The sequence below is a fragment of the Vibrio sp. B183 genome (assembly GCF_000740665.1).
Classification (GTDB): Bacteria; Pseudomonadota; Gammaproteobacteria; order Enterobacterales; family Vibrionaceae; genus Vibrio; species Vibrio coralliilyticus.
Genome location: NZ_JPQB01000014.1, coordinates 279047 through 299123 on the forward strand (window position 1 = coordinate 279047; position 20077 = coordinate 299123).

Annotated in this window: 20 protein-coding genes; 5 read left to right on the forward strand and 15 right to left on the reverse strand. The window is 44.5% G+C overall.

Annotation, left to right across the window (positions count from 1 at the left end; translation table 11 throughout):
* Positions 1-3: 3 nt before the first annotated feature.
* A complete protein-coding gene (locus tag IX95_RS15850) occupies positions 4-303 on the reverse strand; it encodes a putative quinol monooxygenase (protein WP_038161727.1) in 300 nt (99 codons plus the stop codon).
* Between the two features lie 97 nt (positions 304-400).
* Between IX95_RS15850 and IX95_RS15855 the strand changes: the two genes are divergently transcribed.
* Complete coding sequence (locus IX95_RS15855; RefSeq protein WP_038161730.1) at positions 401-805, forward strand: VOC family protein; 405 nt, start codon at positions 401-403, stop codon at positions 803-805.
* On the opposite strand, the gene IX95_RS15860 is transcribed toward IX95_RS15855, so the two are convergent.
* Positions 798-2561, reverse strand: coding sequence for a sigma-54-dependent Fis family transcriptional regulator (locus IX95_RS15860; protein WP_038161733.1), 1764 nt, complete (start codon positions 2559-2561; stop codon positions 798-800). The two genes, IX95_RS15855 and IX95_RS15860, sit on opposite strands and share 8 nt — an antisense overlap.
* Before the next feature lie 256 nt (positions 2562-2817).
* On the opposite strand from IX95_RS15860, the gene exaC reads away from it, so the two are divergent.
* Positions 2818-4338: an acetaldehyde dehydrogenase ExaC gene (exaC, locus tag IX95_RS15865; RefSeq protein ID WP_038161737.1), complete on the forward strand. Its 1521-nt coding sequence runs from the start codon at positions 2818-2820 to the stop codon at positions 4336-4338.
* Positions 4339-4371: 33 nt separating this feature from the next.
* On the opposite strand, the gene IX95_RS15870 is transcribed toward exaC, so the two are convergent.
* From IX95_RS15870 to IX95_RS15885, 4 genes are all read right to left on the reverse strand, one after another.
* Positions 4372-4563 carry a hypothetical protein gene (locus IX95_RS15870; protein ID WP_006961283.1) on the reverse strand — a complete coding sequence of 64 codons (192 nt, stop codon included), beginning with the start codon at positions 4561-4563 and terminating at the stop codon, positions 4372-4374.
* Positions 4564-4710: 147 nt separating this feature from the next.
* On the reverse strand, positions 4711-5862 hold the full coding sequence (locus tag IX95_RS15875; RefSeq protein ID WP_038161740.1) for an HD-GYP domain-containing protein: 1152 nt from the start codon (positions 5860-5862) through the stop codon (positions 4711-4713).
* 175 nt (positions 5863-6037) lie between these two features.
* A complete protein-coding gene (locus tag IX95_RS15880) occupies positions 6038-6805 on the reverse strand; it encodes a sulfite exporter TauE/SafE family protein (RefSeq protein ID WP_021456731.1) in 768 nt (255 codons plus the stop codon).
* A gap of 121 nt (positions 6806-6926) precedes the next feature.
* Positions 6927-7760: a DUF6279 family lipoprotein gene (locus IX95_RS15885; RefSeq protein WP_229629158.1), complete on the reverse strand. Its 834-nt coding sequence runs from the start codon at positions 7758-7760 to the stop codon at positions 6927-6929.
* Between the two features lie 344 nt (positions 7761-8104).
* Between IX95_RS15885 and IX95_RS15890 the strand changes: the two genes are divergently transcribed.
* A complete protein-coding gene (locus tag IX95_RS15890) occupies positions 8105-8473 on the forward strand; it encodes a cystatin family protein (protein ID WP_038161743.1) in 369 nt (122 codons plus the stop codon).
* Positions 8474-8556: 83 nt separating this feature from the next.
* Here the strand turns inward: IX95_RS15890 and lhgO are convergent, their stop codons facing one another.
* From lhgO to IX95_RS15930, 8 genes are all read right to left on the reverse strand, one after another.
* Positions 8557-9762 carry an L-2-hydroxyglutarate oxidase gene (gene lhgO, locus IX95_RS15895; protein WP_038161746.1) on the reverse strand — a complete coding sequence of 402 codons (1206 nt, stop codon included), beginning with the start codon at positions 9760-9762 and terminating at the stop codon, positions 8557-8559.
* A gap of 285 nt (positions 9763-10047) precedes the next feature.
* A complete protein-coding gene (rplT, locus tag IX95_RS15900; protein WP_004401084.1) occupies positions 10048-10401 on the reverse strand; it encodes a 50S ribosomal protein L20 in 354 nt (117 codons plus the stop codon).
* Positions 10402-10442: 41 nt separating this feature from the next.
* A complete protein-coding gene (rpmI, locus tag IX95_RS15905) occupies positions 10443-10637 on the reverse strand; it encodes a 50S ribosomal protein L35 (protein ID WP_019275792.1) in 195 nt (64 codons plus the stop codon).
* 103 nt (positions 10638-10740) lie between these two features.
* Positions 10741-11292 (reverse strand): translation initiation factor IF-3, encoded by a 552-nt coding sequence (infC, locus tag IX95_RS15910; RefSeq protein ID WP_071881323.1) that lies wholly within the window; start codon positions 11290-11292, stop codon positions 10741-10743.
* A gap of 3 nt (positions 11293-11295) precedes the next feature.
* Positions 11296-13224 carry a threonine--tRNA ligase gene (gene thrS / locus IX95_RS15915; RefSeq protein WP_006961291.1) on the reverse strand — a complete coding sequence of 643 codons (1929 nt, stop codon included), beginning with the start codon at positions 13222-13224 and terminating at the stop codon, positions 11296-11298.
* A gap of 253 nt (positions 13225-13477) precedes the next feature.
* Positions 13478-15106, reverse strand: a complete 1629-nt coding sequence (locus tag IX95_RS15920) for a methyl-accepting chemotaxis protein (protein ID WP_038161752.1) — start codon at positions 15104-15106, stop codon at positions 13478-13480.
* A 276-nt stretch (positions 15107-15382) separates the two neighbouring features.
* On the reverse strand, positions 15383-16405 hold the full coding sequence (locus tag IX95_RS15925) for a porin (RefSeq protein ID WP_038161754.1): 1023 nt from the start codon (positions 16403-16405) through the stop codon (positions 15383-15385).
* 228 nt (positions 16406-16633) lie between these two features.
* Positions 16634-17074 carry an Lrp/AsnC family transcriptional regulator gene (locus IX95_RS15930; protein WP_006961293.1) on the reverse strand — a complete coding sequence of 147 codons (441 nt, stop codon included), beginning with the start codon at positions 17072-17074 and terminating at the stop codon, positions 16634-16636.
* Positions 17075-17220: 146 nt separating this feature from the next.
* Between IX95_RS15930 and IX95_RS15935 the strand changes: the two genes are divergently transcribed.
* Positions 17221-17805: a LysE family translocator gene (locus IX95_RS15935; protein WP_006961294.1), complete on the forward strand. Its 585-nt coding sequence runs from the start codon at positions 17221-17223 to the stop codon at positions 17803-17805.
* 96 nt (positions 17806-17901) lie between these two features.
* A complete protein-coding gene (locus IX95_RS15940; protein ID WP_038161757.1) occupies positions 17902-18672 on the forward strand; it encodes a siderophore-interacting protein in 771 nt (256 codons plus the stop codon).
* Positions 18673-18712: 40 nt separating this feature from the next.
* On the opposite strand, the gene IX95_RS15945 is transcribed toward IX95_RS15940, so the two are convergent.
* Positions 18713-19825, reverse strand: a complete 1113-nt coding sequence (locus IX95_RS15945) for a DUF481 domain-containing protein (protein WP_171354558.1) — start codon at positions 19823-19825, stop codon at positions 18713-18715.
* Between the last annotated feature and the right edge of the window lie 252 nt (positions 19826-20077).

Below are 20077 nucleotides of genomic sequence, written 5' to 3' on the forward strand. Positions count from 1 at the left end.
TTGTTATTTTGAATTTGTTGCTACGACATCCGCACGAATGACTGACTGTTCAACCACTATATCAGCTAACTGAACTCGACTTGCCAGATAATGCTCAGTTTGTTTGTGCACAGCCAAAGCTTCTTGGCTTTGATAAATCTCGTACAGATGGAAGAGCTGCGGGTCGTTGAGATCTCTGATTACGTCAAATTGTACACAACCCAACTCATTCTGACAGGACGCTTTGGCATTTTCATTCATGATAGTGATGTAGTCTTCTTCCCTACCTTTCTTTACTCGACTGGAGACGATTATGCAGTACATAATTAGTAACCTTCCTTGATAATGTTCATCATCATTGCAAAACAATTGCCTTATTGTGTACAATTTAATTCAAAATAAAATACAAGGAAGTGTAATTATGGACAGATCCGCTCCATTTAATGGTATGAGACATATTGCGTTAGTGGTTCAGAAATTCGAAGAGTGTGAGGCTTTTTACACTGACATCATGGGTATGACAGTGTTGAGACGAGCAAGTGATAATCTGGTTTACCTGACTAACGGCTGCGATAATCTCTCACTTGGTCGCGCCCACTCACAACGGGTATGCTCGCCTATCAGCGTCGATCACTTTGGTTTTATTGTTAGAAGTAAAGATGAGCTCCATCATTGGTATGAGTTCATGCAAGAGAAAGGAGTCACACTGCTTGACGCGCCTCATGATCACAGCGATGGTGCGAGAAGCTTCCATTGCCGCGATCCGGAAGGTCACGTCATCCAGCCTCTTTATCATCCCGAGATTTCACACCAGACCATCATTTAGTTTTGATCAACCCCAATGCTTTGAGCTTTCGATAAACGGTGTTCCGGCTGATTCCCAGCACTCGGGACACCTTGCTGACATTTCCGTTATGCGCATGGTAGGTGTCGACCAATGTGCTATTAAGCGTTGATTTCAAATCCTGTTCTACCACTTCACTTTGCACCGGAGTGTTTTCTAACAATGGCTGGGCAAAGTGAGTAGGCACATGCTCAATACTGATTTCTTCTACATCGCTAGCAATCAAGCTGGTGACTTTGAGAAGGTTATCCAACTCTCTCAGATTGCCTGGCCAACGATAATTGAGCAATAACTGCATTAGCGACGCCGAGATTTGCTGGGAGTTTTGTTGGTGTTTTGCGTGAATTGCCCGAATCAAGGCGGCTTTGTCCTCGCGCTGATACAGTGAAGGTAGAGTAATCACTAAGCCATTCAATCGATAATAGAGATCCTGCCTAAAGCGTCTCTGAGCGACCAGTTGGTTTAAATCCTGATGCGTTGCTGCAATCACCTGAATGTCCACTTGATAGGATTGAGCCGAACCCACAGGCATAACCACTTTGTCTTGCAGGACAGATAGCAAACGGCACTGCGCATCAAGCGGCATTTCTCCAATTTCATCCAGAAATAAGATACCTTTATCCGCTTGTCTCACTCGCCCTGAATAGCCATACTTACTCGCTCCAGTGAACGCTCCAGACGCATGACCAAATAGCTCAGATTCAATCAAATCTTTAGGTAGTGCCCCGCAATTAACAGTGACAAGCGGCTGCTTACATCGAGCACTGTGTTTGTGTAGCGCTTTGACGAATTCGCCTTTACCTACCCCCGTTTCTCCAAGAATTAACAAATTAATATCACAATCCAGTACTTTATTTGCCTGTTGCCACGCCTGTTCAACTTGGTGATCACCATAGTGAAGCTCACTCGATACGCTGAGCCATTTTTTCTGGATCGGCTTCTGGCCTAAGGTCCGTTTTTCGAAGACGAACTGCGCGCTCTGCTCTGGCTGCTTGAGAAGGCTCTCGACATGCTCTCCGACAAGTGCTGCCTTAGGGATAAGTTGAGTGGCAACCTGATTGTGTGCCACCACCTGACCATTTTCATCAGCAATCACTATGCCTTGCCAACCACTCTTCAAAACTGACTCATTGTGCGCAAGGTTGATTTGCAATACTCCCTCAGGGATTTGCGTCAACAGGTAGTTTTCAATCAGCTGCACCATGTTCTGGACCAACAGCTGCGTCGTCACATCATGTTTGCTTTGTTCACTAGTAATATCGAGAATGCCAACCAGTTCACCACGATAGTTAAAGAGCGGGCTCGCCGAGCAACTAATGAAACGATGCTGTTTGATAAAGTGCTGCTCACCAATAATAGACACTGCTTTCTTTTCGAACAGTGCCGTTCCAATCGCATTCGTCCCTTTCAGCCTTTCCTGCCAGCAACTGCCTGAATCCAGCGCTATCGACATCAACTTTTCTCGGAATCTTTCCTGCCCCCAACTCGCAAGAATGACCCCTTCATCATCCGTCAAAATCAACCGACTATCTGTTCGAGAAAGAACTTGATTAAACAAAGGCAAAACGCACTGCTCCACAGCCTCAATCACGCCTTGAGCCTTATAACGTCGCTCTTTGAGCAACGCGTTGGACACGTTAATGTCTTCAGGTTTCTTGATCTGTTTGAGACCCGCATTAGTACTTCTCTGCCATGAGGACATGAGCCAGCTGTCTGGTTGATGGGTTTGTAGTTCCATACCTGTTCCACTCTTGAGCATTTGGGGTGTGCCATTTTGGAACAGGTGAACATTTTGTTAACACCTCATTCCATCGCCATGCGTTTAAAACAACACAGTCTAAGCCTTGAACACTCTAGCGCCAGAACAAAGTCACAACAAGTTTTTAACAATTGGTCTGTGATTTGCGTTAGTTAGATGAATGGCAACTGAAGTGTTCACCTGTTGGTGACAGCTTCAAACATAACTTGAACGAGAAAATAATAAGGATATTTCTATGATTTACGCACAACCAGGCAGTCAGGATTCTGTGGTTAACTTCAAAACCCATTACGACAACTACATTGGTGGAGAGTGGGTGAAACCTGTGTCTGGCGAATACTTTGACAACACTTCACCAGTCAATGGGCAAGCTTACTGTAAAGTTGCTCGTTCAGGTGAAGCAGACATCAACCTGGCACTTGATGCGGCTCATAATGTCAGAGCGAGCTGGGCAGCCACGAGTGTAACAGAGCGTTCTAATATTCTCCTCAAGATTGCCGATCGCATTGAGCAGCACCTTGAAGAGCTTGCCGTGGCAGAAACATGGGAAAACGGCAAACCAGTGCGTGAAACTCTTGCAGCGGATCTTCCTCTTGTAGTCGACCATTTCCGCTACTTTGCGGGCTGTATCCGCGCTCAAGAAGGCAGCGCTGCCGAGCTTGATGTGAATACCGCGAGCTACCATTTCCCTGAACCTATTGGTGTTGTCGGCCAGATCATTCCATGGAACTTCCCTATGCTGATGGCAGCTTGGAAACTGGCTCCAGCGCTCGCGGCAGGTTGTTGTGTGATTTTGAAACCGGCTGAGCAAACCCCAACTTCTATCTTGCTTTTGATGGAAAAGATCGGTGATTTGATTCCAGCAGGCGTGGTAAACGTCGTCAACGGATTTGGTCGTGAAGCAGGCCAAGCGCTTGCCACCAGTAACCGTATTGCCAAGATCGCTTTCACAGGCTCGACTCAAGTCGGTAACCACATTCTTAAATGTGCAGCCGATAGCCTAATTCCTTCAACTGTGGAACTGGGCGGTAAGTCACCTAACATCTATTTCCCGGACATCTTCGACCATGAAGACGAATACTTGGAGAAGTGTATCGAAGGTACGCTATTGGCCTTCTTCAACCAAGGCGAAGTCTGTACCTGCCCTTCACGTGTATTGGTGCATGAGTCCGTGTACGACAAGTTCATCGCCAAAGTGGCCGAACGTGCAAAGAGCATCCAGCAAGGTAACCCGCTGGATACAGACACTCAGGTAGGTGCACAAGCTTCTCAGGAACAATTTGACAAGATCCTGAGCTACCTAGAGATAGGCCGCCAAGAAGGCGCGAAAGTTGTGTTCGGTGGTGAAGTCGCTCAGCAAAAAGACGATATCGAATCGGGTTACTACATTCAGCCAACACTTCTTGAAGGTAACAATAAGATGCGTGTCTTCCAGGAAGAGATCTTTGGCCCAGTCATCGCCATTACTAAGTTTAAAGACGAAGCCGAAGCACTGGCCATTGCGAACGATACCGAATATGGCTTAGGCGCAGGTGTCTGGACGCGAGATGCCAATCTAGCCTACCGCATGGGTCGCAACATCGAAGCGGGTCGTATTTGGGTGAACTGTTACCATGCCTACCCAGCACACGCTGCCTTCGGTGGTTATAAGAAGTCAGGTATTGGCCGTGAAACGCATAAGATGATGCTGGATCACTACCAGAACACCAAAAACTTACTTATTAGCTACGACGTTAACCCACTCGGTTTTTTCTAAACATAAAGAGCGCCCTAGGGCGCTCTTTTACTGTCAGGCTTCTTCGTGTTTGTCGCTTTCTTTACGCTTGTCATTCCAATACAACATGCCACTGGCGATCAACGCTACCACTGAAACGGTGAACAAAGCCGGCATCTTTAAAATCCAGGCAAAGGTTGCGGCCAGAAAAGCAATAAATGTTACCATTCTGCTGCCTGACATCACACGACCTAGTTTTCTGTCCATAACTCCTCCTACCAAGAGAAAAGAAAGGGAAAAAGTGAGGTAGGTAGAGCGCGCTTTTTCTACACAGTCATTGTGGCACTTTCGGGCAAAAATTAACCTAAATCCTTATCAAAACATCTAACAATGTGATTCATAATTGCGCTTCGATCACGAAGCTATAGCGTCTACCGCTTCAGCTCGATCAACGTAGGTCGCTCGAATATCAAGAAACAGTTCGAGGTTAGACACTAGAACCCTGACGCACTGTGGATCGAATATAACGCCCTCATTTTCTTCGATATATTCCACTACTTGCTCCACAGACCACGCTGGCTTATAGGCTCTTTTACTGAGCAGCGCATCAAAAACATCCGCCAGTGTGACAATCCGAGCTTCTAGCGGAATCGACTCACCTTTCAAGCCATCAGGGAGCCCTTTTCCATTAAAGTGCTCATGGTGATGACGGACAATATTCTTGATAAACGAGATTTCTTCACTCGAAACGGAGTTCACACTCGATAACGAAATTACATCGTCGATAATGCCTTCACCATAAACCGTGTGGCGGTTCATTATTTCTCGCTCCTGAGGTGTATATCGACGACTGCTGTACAGAATCTCATCAGGAATCATATACTTGCCAATATCATGAAAGGGCGCATACAAACGGATACGATGAATAAATGGGTGTGTCACTTCAGCAACGGTTTCTGACAGTAAACGGGCAATCAGCTCACTGTACATTCCCATCCGCGTCAGATGCTCTTGCGTTTCAGGATCACGAGCGTGCCCCATATTCAACGCAACCGCCAAGGTAGACTGAAAATGTTTCTGGTTTTCATACAATTGGACAAACAAGCCTGCAATGAGCTGCGACAGGTAAGCAAAGTCTCGTTGACTGTCACTAAGGCTGAAAAAACCGTCTTCAGAAGCATTGAAAAATATGAAGCCAATCGTTTTTCCCTGATAAGAAATGGGAAAGGTGTAGCTGCTACTATGGCCGAGTTTAATCAGTTCCTTGATTCGCTCTGTCTGCAGCATATCGCGCAAACAGTCGACAATTCTGATATTGGCAGTAAATGCAATACTGGTAAGTGACGAGTTTTCTCTTAGTTCTTGTTCGAGATAATCATATCGGCCGATGTCTGCCAGCTTGTCTCTGACATAATAATTAGACACGGTATTGTTACCAATCAAAGCGATGGAAAAACGGGAGAGCGGTGGGTAAGACTTCATTGCCAGAGCATAGATTTCGTTCAGCTTGGTGATGATGTCTTGATTTTGAGCAGCCGTCTGGTTGAACGCTGTGTAATCAAACATGCAATGAGTAACCTTTGTTGTTGTGATAATTTGAAGCAGTTTCTCAGTATAGAAACTAAACGTATCAAATATTTAACAACTTGCTTACCAACACATCAGCAAACTTAGAATTTCATCATAATTTATGTGGTTATTTATGAGACACAACATGACTAACTATGATCTGTCGATTCATTCACGCCCAATAAACATCGTAGAAAAAGTATGTGGTCATCAAAACGCTCGATACAGCCACAAAACCTTTGACGTATTGCTGAGGCACATTACGTGACACCCGCGCGGCGACATAGCCTCCTGATAGCGTCCCCAGCATCACGACAATGCCTCTAGGCCAATCTATTGAACCATCCAGAACAAACACTAAGATGGCCGTTAGAGAAACGCAGGAAGACACCAAAAGCTTAAGGCCATTCATTTGATTAATGTCTTTGTACCCAGCAAGAACCAAGTAACTCAGTACGATGACCCCTAGCCCAGCGTTGAAGAAGCCTCCATATGCAGAGACCAAAACCAAAAACACGGAGAGTGCGATGGTCGACCAAACTGGGTTTACAGAGCCCTTACGAACCAGCTTTCCAGACCACTCACTGATTTTGTTGCCGAACAAGAACAACACTGTCGCAAACAACAGCAACCAAGGGATGGCTTCCAGAAACAGAGATTCAGAAACGCTCAGCAATAGGTAAGCCCCTAAAGCGCCACCGATTAAGCTCAGGATGACTGTAAACAAAATGGTTTGAGGATGTTTACCGATGTCTTGGCGAAACCCGTAAGCGCCGCTGACGTAACCAGCACAAGCGGCAAAAGTATTGGTTGCGTTGGCGACAACAGGAGGCACGCCAACAAACAGTAAGCTAGGAAACGTGATGAAACTACCACCACCTGCAACACTGTTAAGAATTCCGCCAAGCACTCCGGCTACAAACAATAGAATCCATTCCATCTTTTTGATTCAGTTGAGGATTATTAGCCCAATGTAGCGACGTTCTCTCCTCAGGTAAACTAAAGGGGCAAATTTTTTGCCCCTTTGGAATACGATGAAATGACTTATTACGCCAACTAGATCACTGAATATCGAGTGCGATGTTTTTCCAATCACGCAGCTCTTGGCGGTAATACGCGGTCTGTTTGTCTGTCACTGAGTTTATTATTTTAACCAAATACTTATCGGCAACCGCTTTGTTGTGACCGATCTTTTGCTCCAACTCCGTCGAATAAAAGCTAGCGGGATTAAACATCAGCTGTTGGAAGTGAGGTTGAAAATATCCGACTTGCATACGATTGGTAAGCAAAGCATTCATTTCCACTCGCATTTTGGTTTGATGATCTATCCAGTCATATGAAGTTACATAGAGTTGAGAGGTCCATTCTTGAATCATTCTTTCTTGTTCGGGCGTTACAGAGCCTAGCCAGTCATCAAAATTCTCAGTGATCTTTTCTTCATAGTTTTCACGAATTTTGTCTTCAGTGAGCTTCTGATATTTCTTTTTATAACGTGTATGTCGAACACGAATATTATCCATTAGCTCTTCCGCTTGGTCATCAGACAGCTCACTCGCTAATGCAAACATTTCTGGCGCTATCTGACTGACCAGTCTTTGAGTATGGCTCTGGAATTGCGCTTCTTGGTGCTTTAAGTCTTCTTCAGTAAACGATTTAGGATCAAGCGCAATGAGCTGATCCAAATGCTGGATATAATTTGGAATCTCTTCCCGTCGATGCCAATCGCTGAGCACTTCAATTTTTTCACTGACCAGCTCTTCTTGCTCGTCATTTAATTCAACAAAATCTTCCAGATACTCAACCAACAACCAATCCATATTGTTATAAACAAACTTGGTACTACAGCCAGTTAAAGCAAAACAGAGCGCTGTTAATAATCCCCATTTTTTCATCATCCATTCCTCTGCCCAACACTGCTGAGAACATTATAATTATAGCTCTCACACCTTTAGAGAGTGTGCGCTGGTTAAACTACCAGCAAATTAAATACCAGAATTTTTAAATGCGCTTTAGCTAGCTGATATTCCATAGAAACCTCTGACAACCATCTCTCCTGACTTCACGCTTTACCTCTCACCACGCTTAAGAGCGGCAACACCTTTCCTCATGCTCAACTCTGACCTAAATTTAACGTGTTGAACGTCTAACTCTCTATGATTAATTAAACAGAAGCCACTCACTCTAAGTAATAGATTGACCTAAGCTTCGCTTACACTCTTAACATCAAGGCATAATTATAATGAACAGAATTTTTGCTTCGTCAGTCATATCTGTGTTGGCACTTGCTGGCTGCGCTACACAATCACAGCCTGAGCCGGAACTGGCTAAAAACCCGATGTGCATGGAAAAAGGGTTACCTGGTGGATGGTCGACCTCAAGCATAACGCCTGAAGTCATGAGGGCGATGGATACCATTCTGGGCCAGATGAACACTGAATCACCCGTCAAACAAATCAATCAGGTGAGGACCCAAGTGGTCAGCGGGATGAATTACGCCATTGAATTTACCCTCGAAAATGGCGAAGTGTGGCATGCCGTGGTCAATCGCAACCTTCGGGATGATTATATGATTGAGCGAATAGCTAAACCTGGGCCGCTTTGTCCATAACTTCATTACATAAATCAAAAAAGGCGGAGTCCATTCCCGACTCCGCCCTTTGTGATTAATAGATAACCTGAAGCACTACTGCTTTACTCAAACTTCTCTTCTATTTTTTTGCAAATATATTCGCCAATAGGTATGGCTGAGGTAGCTGCAGGGCTAGGTGCATTGCAGACATGAAGACTTCGAACACTTTCAGAAAACAAAAAATCATGTACCAGTGTACCGTCTTCTAGCACAGCCTGAGCACGCACACCTGCTGGATAGGGTTGCAAATCTTCCAATGCCACTGCAGGGCAATATTTATTGACGAGCTTGAGATAACCCGGCTTCCACCATGAGTTTTTGAACTCTTCTAGCCCAGTGTTTAAATGCTTCGCTGAGACACGCCAGAAGCCTTTAAACAACAGCATTTGCAACGTATCACGTAAGCTGAAGTTAAACTTCGAATACCCTTCTCTCTTCCAGCCTTGCACCGCATTGGGTCCAACCGTCACACTGCCATCTATCATTCGAGTAAGGTGTACCCCAAGAAACGGTAACGCAGGGTCAGGAACGGGGTAAATCAGGTGATTAACGATTTGATTGTGTTTCTCAGGTAATTGGTAGTATTCGCCCCGATAGGGGATGATTTGAAAATCAGTTTTAATCCCCAACATTCGCGTCATTCTGTCTGCCATTAAGCCACTGCAAGTGATCAAATGTCGGGTATTAAGCTGCATTGTTTGCCCATCGACGACGCACGTAAGCTGAACCTCCTCTTCAAGCTCTTGCGCGGCTACGACTCTCGTTCTCAACCCAATCAACCCACCAGAAGCCGTGAATTCTTCAACCATGCATTGAGCAACTTTTTTGTAATCGACAATGCTTGTCTGCTTAACGTAGATGGCACCTAAGCCCGTAATGTTAGGCTCAGCCAATTTGAGTTGAGCTTGGTCGAGCAATTCAACGTCAATTTCGTTTTGCTGGCAACGTTCAAAAAGCGCCTCCATCCGCTCTAATTCATCGTCTGTCGTTGCGACAATGAGCTTCCCGCAGTTTTCTACGTCGATACCGTGACGCTGACAAAAATCGATGGTCGCCTGCACGCCACGCTTACAAAAGTCCGCTTTGAGACTTCCGGGCTGATAGTAAACGCCAGCATGAATCACACCGCTATTGTGACCTGTCTGATGCTGCGCAAAATCGGCTTCCTTCTCTAACAGAAGTATTCGCTTAGCTGGGTATTTTTGTTTTAGCTGCCATGCAGTAGACGCACCCACAATGCCTCCACCAACAATAATATAATCGTGCACGACGTCCCTTTCTCTTAGCCCATATCAAGACAGCATCTTAATCTCAATTGTGCCTAATTGCGCATAGATGGAGCACAGTCACAGCAATGTCTAATAGTTAAGCCAGATTAATCGTGCGATTTGTGACTTGCTATCCAATATATTGGCAGAAGAAAAGTAATGAATGGATTGAAACATTTGACCAATAACGTAGGGGTTGGTCATCTTGAACGAAATGTGGGAATAGCAGAAACAAAAAAGGAGAGCCGAAGCTCCCCTTTTCTTAATCCTAATAACTAACTCTAATTAAAGAGCAGCTTTCGCTTTTTCAACTAAAACTGCGAATGCAGCTTTGTCGAATACCGCGATGTCAGCAAGGATCTTACGGTCGATCTCGATAGATGCTTTCTTAAGACCGTTGATGAAACGGCTGTAAGATAGACCATTCTGACGAGATGCCGCGTTGATACGTGCAATCCATAGTTGACGGAATTGACGCTTCTTGTTGCGACGGTCACGGTAAGCGTATTGACCAGCTTTAGTAACTGCTTGGAAAGCTACGCGGTAAACACGTGAACGTGCACCGTAGTAACCTTTAGCTTGTTTTAGAACTTTCTTATGACGTGCACGAGCTTGTACACCACGTTTTACGCGAGGCATTATGCTTCTCCTAAACTAAACGATAAATAAACTAAAAAGAATTAAGCGTATGGCATCATACGAACAACTGCAGCCACTTCACACTTAGGAAGGATTGCGTTTGGACGTAGTTGACGCTTGTTCTTAGTAGTACGCTTAGTCAGGATGTGACGTTTAGTAGCGTGCTTGAACTTAATACCACCAGCAGTTTTCTTGAAACGCTTAGCAGCACCTTTGTTGGTTTTCATCTTAGGCATGATGAATAACTCCGCATTGTAGTAGTTTAATAAACATGTAATTAGGGCGAATAAAACCCCGCCGTTTAAAAACGGCAGGGTTTAATTACTTGTAAGCCGTTAATTACTTCTTTTTAGGGGCAAGAACCATGATCATCTGACGACCTTCGATCTTCTTAGGGAAAGATTCCACTACTGCTAAATCAACAGTGTCTTCCTTAAGACGATTTAGAACGTCAACACCGATCTCTTGGTGTGCCATTTCTCGGCCACGGAAGCGAATTGTTACCTTCACTTTGTTGCCTTCTTCAAGGAAACGCGTCAGGTTGCGTAGTTTTACCTGATAGTCTCCAATATCAGTTCCAGGACGGAATTTTACTTCCTTAATCTGAACCTGTTTTTGCTTCTTCTTCTGCTCTTTAGCAGATTTGCTCTTCTCAAAGAGGAATTTACCGTAGTCCATTACTCGACATACTGGTGGCTCAGCGTTTGGACTGATTTCTACTAGATCCATACCCGCTTCTTCAGCTGCTGCTACTGCTTCTTGAATAGAAACAACGCCAACTGATTCGCCATCAGCGCCAGTCAAACGAACTTCACGAACGCCACGAATTTCACCGTTTAAACGATGAGCATTTTGTTTGGCCGGTACTTGGCCGCGTCTTCCGCCTTTAATAGTTTATTCCTCCAGATTGAGCTTACGGCTTGAAATCTCGTCTTGGATGTATGAAATAAAGTCATCCACTTTAAACTTGCCGAGATCCTTACCTTTACGAGTACGTACTGCAATCTCTCCAGCTTCCATCTCTTGGTCGCCACAAACCAGCATATACGGTACACGCTTCAAAGTGTGTTCGCGGATTTTAAAGCCAATCTTCTCATTTCTCAAGTCTGCTTTAGCTCTAATTCCACATTTTTGTAGTTTTTGGGCCACTTCCTGAGCATAATCCGATTGCTTATCAGTAATATTCATAATTACTGCTTGCTCCGGAGATAGCCAAGTCGGGAAGAAACCGAAGTATTCTTCAATCAGAATACCAATGAATCGTTCTAGTGAACCTAGGATAGCACGGTGAATCATTACAGGAACTTGACGTTCGTTGTTTTCATCCACGTAAGTCGCACCTAGACGGCCTGGTAGGTTGAAGTCTAGCTGAACCGTACCACACTGCCATGCACGGTCTAAACAGTCATGCAGTGTAAATTCAATTTTAGGGCCGTAGAATGCACCTTCGCCTTCCTGAAGCTCATATTCAATATTCATTGCTTCAAGAGACTGCTTAAGCGCTTCTTCAGATTGGTCCCAGATCTCATCTGAGCCGACACGCTTTTCAGGGCGAGTTGATAGTTTAACGACGATGTTATCGAAACCAAATGTTTGATACGTATCGTAAACCATCTTGATACAGCTAGTCACTTCCTCTTGGATTTGACTCTCAGTACAGAAGATGTGTGCATCATCCTGAGTGAAGCCACGTACACGCATAATACCGTGTAGCGCACCAGAAGGTTCGTTACGGTGACAAGAACCAAATTCCGCCATACGTAACGGTAGATCACGGTATGATTTAAGACCTTGGTTAAAGATCTGAACGTGGCCCGGGCAGTTCATTGGCTTGATCGCGTATTCACGGTTTTCAGAAGACGTCGTGAACATTGCATCTGCGTACTTGTCCCAGTGACCAGAACGTTCCCAAAGCACTCGGTCCATCATCAATGGGCCTTTTACTTCTTGGTAACCATATTCATCTAGCTTAGCGCGGATGAAGACTTCCAGATCACGGAAGATAGACCAACCATTGTGGTGCCAGAACACCATACCCGGTGCTTCTTGCTGCATGTGGAATAGGTCTAACTGCTTACCAATCTTACGGTGGTCACGCTTCGCCGCTTCTTCTAAACGAGTTAGGTGCGCTTTCAGCGCTTTTTTGTCGTGGAATGCAGTACCGTAGATACGTTGAAGCATCTTGTTGTCGCTGTTACCACGCCAGTAAGCACCAGCTACGTTAAGTAGCGTGAAGTGCTGACAGAAACCCATATGTGGTACGTGAGGACCACGACACATATCGATATATTCTTCATGATGGTACAAGCCTGGACGATCGTCACGAGATACGTTCTCGTCAAGGATTTCAATCTTGTACGTTTCACCGCGAGCTTCAAATGCATCGCGAGCTTCCTGCCAGCTAACCTTTTTCTTGATAACTTGGTATTTGGTCTTAGCCAGCTCTTTCATGCGCTTTTCGATCTTATCCAGATCTTCTTGCGTTAGAGAGTGCTCTAGATCGATATCGTAGTAGAAGCCATTGTCGATAGTTGGACCAATCGCCATTTTCGCTTCAGGGAAAAGCTGCTTGATCGCGTGACCAAGTAGGTGAGCACATGAGTGGCGAACGATTTCTAGGCCATCTACTTCATCTTTAACTGTGATGATTTCTAGGCTTGCATCTTGTTCGATAAGATCGCATGCATCAACACGGTTGCCATCTACACGACCTGCGATGGTTGCTTTCGCAAGACCGGGACCGATAGATTGAGCGACTTCAAGAGTAGAAACTGGGTTGTCAAATTGACGCTGACTGCCGTCAGGAAGAGTAATAATAGGCATTTAACTGTCCTTTACAGTGGTGTTGCACACCAAGCAACACATGCAATTTAAAATCATGTCATTAACTGAAAAAACAAAAGGTTAAAGACGAGAGTTTTGTCCTTTTCTGCGCAAATACGAATGCACAATTCAGGAGCGAACGAGCATTGTAACCAAATCAAATAAAATAACAATCCATGTCACAGAAATGTCTTAAATAAGAAGAAGGGCTGATGATCGCTCAACAGCCCTTTGGAATGAAAACAATGACAACTTAAAGCTTGAAGAAAGAAAGCTGCGCTTTCTGTTTTTCTGCCAACTGTGACAGCTCCGAGCTAGCACTCGCGCTTTGGCTAATGCCCGTTACGTTTTGGTTAACCAACTCAGACATGTTCACCACGTTTCGGTTAATATCCTGAGTGACCTGAGACTGCTGTTCGGCTGCCGTGGCCACCTGAGTATTGGTGTCATTAATATTAACCACTGACTCGGTAATACCGACCAACGCTTCGTTAGCTTGTTTCGCCAGTTGATTGTTTTTATCTAACATTTCCAAGCTCACCTGCATGCTGTCGTTTGCTAAGCCGGATTGCTTCTGCAACTCTTCAATAATCGCCTGAATTTCACCAGTCGACTCTTGAGTGCGAGCTGCTAACATTCGGACTTCATCCGCGACTACAGCAAATCCTCGGCCTGACTCCCCTGCTCGCGCCGCTTCAATAGCTGCGTTCAGCGCTAGCAAGTTTGTCTGTTCAGAGACGCCACGAATCACTTCAATCACATCACTGATTTGCTCTGATTGCTCTTTAAGAGTCAGTACAACCTGAGCCGCATTATTCAGTGCATGACTCATCTGTGCGCTGGCTTCACTACTCTCTTGGAAGATTTGTAGCCCAGATTTTGCCAATTGATCAGCTTCACGTGCCGTGGAGTCAGCGAGCTGAGCATTGTCACTGACATTATCTGCTGTACTAGCCAGTTCGTTGACAGCAGAAGCCACTTGCTCAATCTCCGCCAGCTCTTGTTGAGCATTACCTTCAGCTTGCGTCATCACTGCCGCTAGTTCAGTAGATGCCGATGCTACTTCTTCACTAATACGCATCAACTCGTCTACTGTCATGTGCAGTTGCTCAGCCGTGGAATTCACATCTTTGCTTAGCTGAGCGACTTCGTTTTCACCTTCAGAATCCGCACGAGCACTCAAGTTACCTTGAGCAATTTCGCGCATCACCGATTGTAACTTTTGGATAGGCGTTACGATCATGCCCGATAGCAGCCAAGCGACAAAAAGAGAAGCCGCCAAAACAGCCAATACCGTATACATCGCAGTGTTCTGAACTTTCTCGTTATTACGAGTACTCTGTTCCATTGCTTTACCAGCAAACTCATTCACTTTTTGAGATAATGTATTGATTGCACCGACCATTTCATTACCCGCGTTACGGTACTGAGCAATGAAGTTGTTGTATTCCTGCTCACTGACCGCACCGTTATCTCGACGAGTAAACAATTCAACCGAGCGATTGGAAAAACTGACGTAATTCTCAATGGCACGGCGTACCACATTCACATCATCACGAAATGTTTTTCTTGATGCCATCATGTCGAGGTCTTTTTGAATCTGAGCCATTCCAGCTCTCAATTCGTTCAGGAAGACTTCGCGACGAGATGCATCATAAATCGCATACACGGCACTGATTCTCAGCGGGTATACCTGATCATCGATATTTGCCAGCGTATCTTTATAAAAGATTAGAGAATCTGTGTTAGAGGCAGTCGTTGCTTGCTCTTCTTGCAAGTTGTTCTTTGTAATCCAAAGTGCGACGAGCAGAGTAATCGTTGTTAGTAATACAGGTAATAAGACCTGACGGCGAATAGACAAGTTATTTAATGATTGTTGCATTGAATTAATCTCAATCAATTAGTTAGCGTCTTCCTTGATTCGGGAATATTCCCATATAAAATCAGGCGGCAATTCTAGAGATAAAATGTGACCAAGTCCACACTATTATTTATTTAATTTCATATAGTTACAGACATATAAATCAATGATATTTAATTAACAAAACAAATATATCTAGCTAAAGAAAACGCCGAGATTAATTAATGTTTATTTAAATTATCTGCAATAAAAAAAGCCAAGCTAATGCCTGGCTTCGATTCAGATGAAAACGTCTGATTAGAAGTCGTAACGTATACCTAAACGCAGAGTATCTTCACCAGCGGTCACGATGCCGTTGGGGTCTTTAACTTCCGTCAAACCATTCAGGTAGTAAGAAAGGTAAGTACGGAAATTGCCATTGAATTTGTAATAACCCACTACTTCTACGCCATCGGTCGCATCAGCTTTAGTTCCGTTTGCAGCTTCATTTTCCTGATTGGTGTAAAGCGCCGCTGCTGAGAATTGATCCGTGAATTGGTACTGAGCTACAAATTCCATTGCTGTGAACTCTTTATTAGTCGCACCTGTTGCTTTGTCATCCAAATCACCCGTTGAATAACTTGCACCTAGGTATAAAGCATCAAATGTGTAACCCAAACCCGCTAGGATCTGTGATTCGCTACCGCTACCTGTACCCAGATCTGCGCCAGAGAACGAAAGACCAAGATCAAGCCCCATTGGCAGTGAATAGAAACCAGCCAAGCTGTAACCATCTTTGTCTTTTTCGTCATTCGCACGGAAGGTCGCTTTTAGCTGCAGTGCCTCGACGAGGTGAGCAGAGTAAGCAATCACACTATCTTCTTTGTCACTCGAAGAGTCGATGCTCTGCTGAATACCAGAGAATTCAGTAATATCCGTCATGTCGGACACAATGACTGACGCCATATCTTGACGGCCAAATGAGAGTTCACCAAAGTTACCCTTCATGCCCGCGTACATGTAGCGGTTTTCAATTTCAGTGTCCGAGTTGTCACTGTTAGAAGCACCAGCACCAGTTTTGTGCTCAGCCTCGTAAACACCGAAACCAGTCAAAGATTCGCTAAGTTGGGTTTGACCTTTAAGGTTGATACGAGCACGTGTGCTGTCATCCATAGATCCTTCGATTTCAGCGCCATCAGAAGTGCCAATAAAATCACCACGAAATTCAACTCGTCCACCGATTTTCAACTCGGTACCATCAGAACTGTAAACGGTTGCCGCCAAAGAAGAGCCCGACGCCATAGCTGCGATTACCGCTGAAGCTAACACTGCTTTTTTCATCTTAGTTACCTTTATATTTTCCATGAGCACAATGCTCGAAATATGAGATACGGTTAAGCTAGATAAACGGCGTGAAGCTTTGATGGCTAAGCGATGACGTTTAAGTGGCGAACTAATGTCTGATTAATGACAATAAAAAGAGCCAACTCATAGCGTTAGCTCTTTATGGGGTGACTTTTACAGCTTAATGAAATTGGTGAGTGGTATTATTCGGAAAAACTGATGTTATTAGCGTTCATCTTTAGGTGTGTCCATCACCACCATAGTGGTAATAGAGTTCACCTGTCGGCACTCACCAAGTACATCGGCGTGAAACTTCTTGTAGCTAGGAAGATCCTTAGTCTCAACTCTAAGCAGGTACTCGTTTGAGCCGGTAATGTTGTGGCACTCTACGACTTCGTCAACAAATCTGACATGCTCTTCAAACTCTAACTGAGCTTGTTTTCTGTGACTCGCCAAACCAATGGAAACATAGGCAGCAAATCCAACACCCAGTTGGCTGCTATCCAATACAGCACGATAGCCTTTAATAACGCCTTGTTTTTCTAATTCCTGCACTCTTCGCAATGTTGCTGAAGGTGATAAACCAATCCGTTCAGCGAGCTCAACATTGGAGATCCTTCCGTCCAATTTCAGCTCGTGCAATATTCTTTCGTCAAACTTATCCATGTCGCCTCTATATTGTGCAATTTCAGGTTAGCCTTCGAATAAAAACACAAAATTGCGCCCCAATCCACCTAATATAGAACTCGACCGGTCAGACAATTCATTCAACGCAATAATCTTGCTTCTCCAAGCAAGAACAGGAGTCCATCATGGAATTAGAACAACTTGGCGCTCTGGTGCTTTTTGCCTTTGTCTCGACCTTCACTCCGGGGCCTAACAACATTATGCTGATGACCTCAGGAGCAAATGTAGGTTACAGACGAACTCTACCTCATATGTCAGGGGTAGCCTTTGGGTTTGCTTTTATGGTGATGTTGGTCGGTATTGGTCTGACGGGCATTTTTGAAGCTTATCCAGTGACTCACCAAATTCTCAAATATGTCAGCCTAACTTACCTTGGCTATCTGGCGATTAAAATTGCCCTTAGTGGTAAAGCGAAAGACGTCGAAGACTTCAAGCCAATGACCTTTTTAGGCGCAGCCAGTTTCCAGTGGGTAAACCCTAAAGGCTGGTCAATGGCACTTAGCTCAGTCACTTTGTACAGTAACGGCGGCGGTTGGTTTGAGCTTTCGATCATCGCTTGTACCTTCTTACTGGTGAATTTTCCATCGGGAAGCTTCTGGATCATTGCTGGTCGTGAACTCCAACGCTGGTTAACAAGCAATATTAGAGTGAGAAGTTTTAATGTGCTTATGGCGGCATTGTTGGTAGGTTCAACCTTGCCGATGCTGTGATCAGGCGCTTCAATGTAAATAATGTTAAAGATGCTGTCTCGCTGACGAAAGTGCTGTTAATCTAAATGCGAAAGAGAATAGTTATCGAGTAGAAGTATGAAGAAGCCATCAGCAAAATCACTTACCGTCCAGTCAACACAAGCAATCACTCCGAACATGCAACGTATTACGCTGCATGGCTCAGAGTTAGCTGAATTTCCAGCCGATTGCACTGGCGGCTACATCAAGCTCCTGTTTAATCGAGAAGGTGGTACAGATTTAAGTCAACTAGGTGAAGAAGAACGCCCCGTAATGCGAACTTACACAATTCGCCATTTTGACCCAGTAGCCTGTACAGTTGAAGTCGATTTTGTTCGCCACATCACTCAGGATTTACAGTGTGGTTTCGCTGCACGTTGGGCAATGCAAGCTCAGGTTAATGACAACATCGCTATTGCAGGGCCAGGTTCCATTTCGGCCTTAAATCTGGAAGCAGATTGGTTCTTTATGGTCGCCGACATGACAGCTTTGCCAGCTTTAAGTGTTAAAGTTCGAAGCCTACCTGAACAGGCAAAAGGTTACGCTGTTATTCAGGTTGAATCAGAAGCGGATGTTCAGCCAATTGAGGCTCCAGAAAACGTCAAGGTTATCTGGCTCACTGCATCACAATCTCTTGAAGAGCAAGTACGAAGCCTGCCTTGGTTAGAGGGCAACGCTTCCGTTTGGTGTGCATGTGAATTTGATTCAATGCGCAAACTAAGGAAGTACTTCCGTAATGAAAAGGAAGTGGCTCGCGAGAATATCTATATCAGCAGTTACTGGAAACAAGGCGTGTCAGAAGACGGCCATAAGGTAATCAAGCGACAAGACGCCGACGAAAATCAATAATCAAAAAAGCGAAGCTCGATAGCTTCGCTTTTTCGTTTTATTAGATTTCGTAACTCAGACCGAAATTGATTTTGTAGTCGTCTTTTTCTGGTACGACGCCATCCGAATCGGCCTTGGTTTGCGAGACGTGATCCCAAGTGGCTTTGATACTGAATTCCAGATCGCCGACTAAGTCGATGTCAAATCCAAGATCATTTTTATGGCGCATACCACCCGCGTCATCACTCGCCCAATCTAGATTATAGGTGTAGCTAAAGTCAATGTCCTTGGTCAACTCGTATTCGAAGTTTGATTCTAAGGTCAAAATCGTACTGCTGGCATTTGAGTCTTCGCCCTCTTCTACTGTTGAAAACTCACTGTACTGCATACCCGGACCAATCGATACATCCCACTCTGTATCAGAGTTGGCGATAAAGAAGTAACCCACCTGCATCGAAGCGTTTACCTGATAATCCAAGTTCTGAAATTCGTCACTCAACGCTGAGAACTTGATCGGCCTGAAAAACAGTCGATTGTTGATATAAATATCGTAAGAGCCGTCAAACTGACTCTTCTGAGCCGTTTTCTCTTCGTTGGATTCAGACACTTCATGGCGTGCATTAAGCTTGGTTCTAGACTCCACCGTATTTCGCTCAGCTTCGACTTCACCCAGCATCGAAAACTCATCAGTGTTCCCTTTGCTGATATCTAGACCGAAGAATAAATCCGCAGTCCAATAATCCGAATCTTTCTCAGAGCCTCGGTAAATAGAAACCACCTGAGTAACCGGGAATGATTGTTCCTGATCGCCTTTTTTCAGATAGAGCTTGTTATCTCGGATTGATAAATAGCCGTCATGGATCTCTCCGCTAGCCGTGCGGATGGTGAAATAACTTGCTGTCTCAAGGACGGAGACATCTTCAAGTTCAATTTCCTGATCGCCAAGGTCATCGCTGTCGAATTCGATTTCCTGATCGTATGAGTTAGATTCCTTTTTAACAGTTCCAGTCAATTCACCTTTTAGCACTTCACCGGATTTCAATTTCACCCAATCGTCACTTTCATCGATGTAAACAGTTTGGCTATTAAGCTCTTCTGTCACTTCTTCGGCCGCAAAGGCATTTGGCTGGGCAACAACAGTGGCAATACAAAAAGCCGTTACTTTAAGTTTCATCTGTACCTTTTCTGTCTGGTAGGAACCAATCGCATTGCGCATAAGATAATGAGGCAATAAACACTCAATGTCAGAAGCGAGACAGGCGATTGTCAATGTTAATTGGCATGATAATTAAACAAGATGATGTAAAAAAGCGAAGTAGTGCAATCTCGATATGCGATATTAGTCATACAATCATCGAGCCAATAAAGAAACCAAACCATAACAATCCATTTACAACCCTCTTGTAAATGGCTCTTTTTTGCTTTT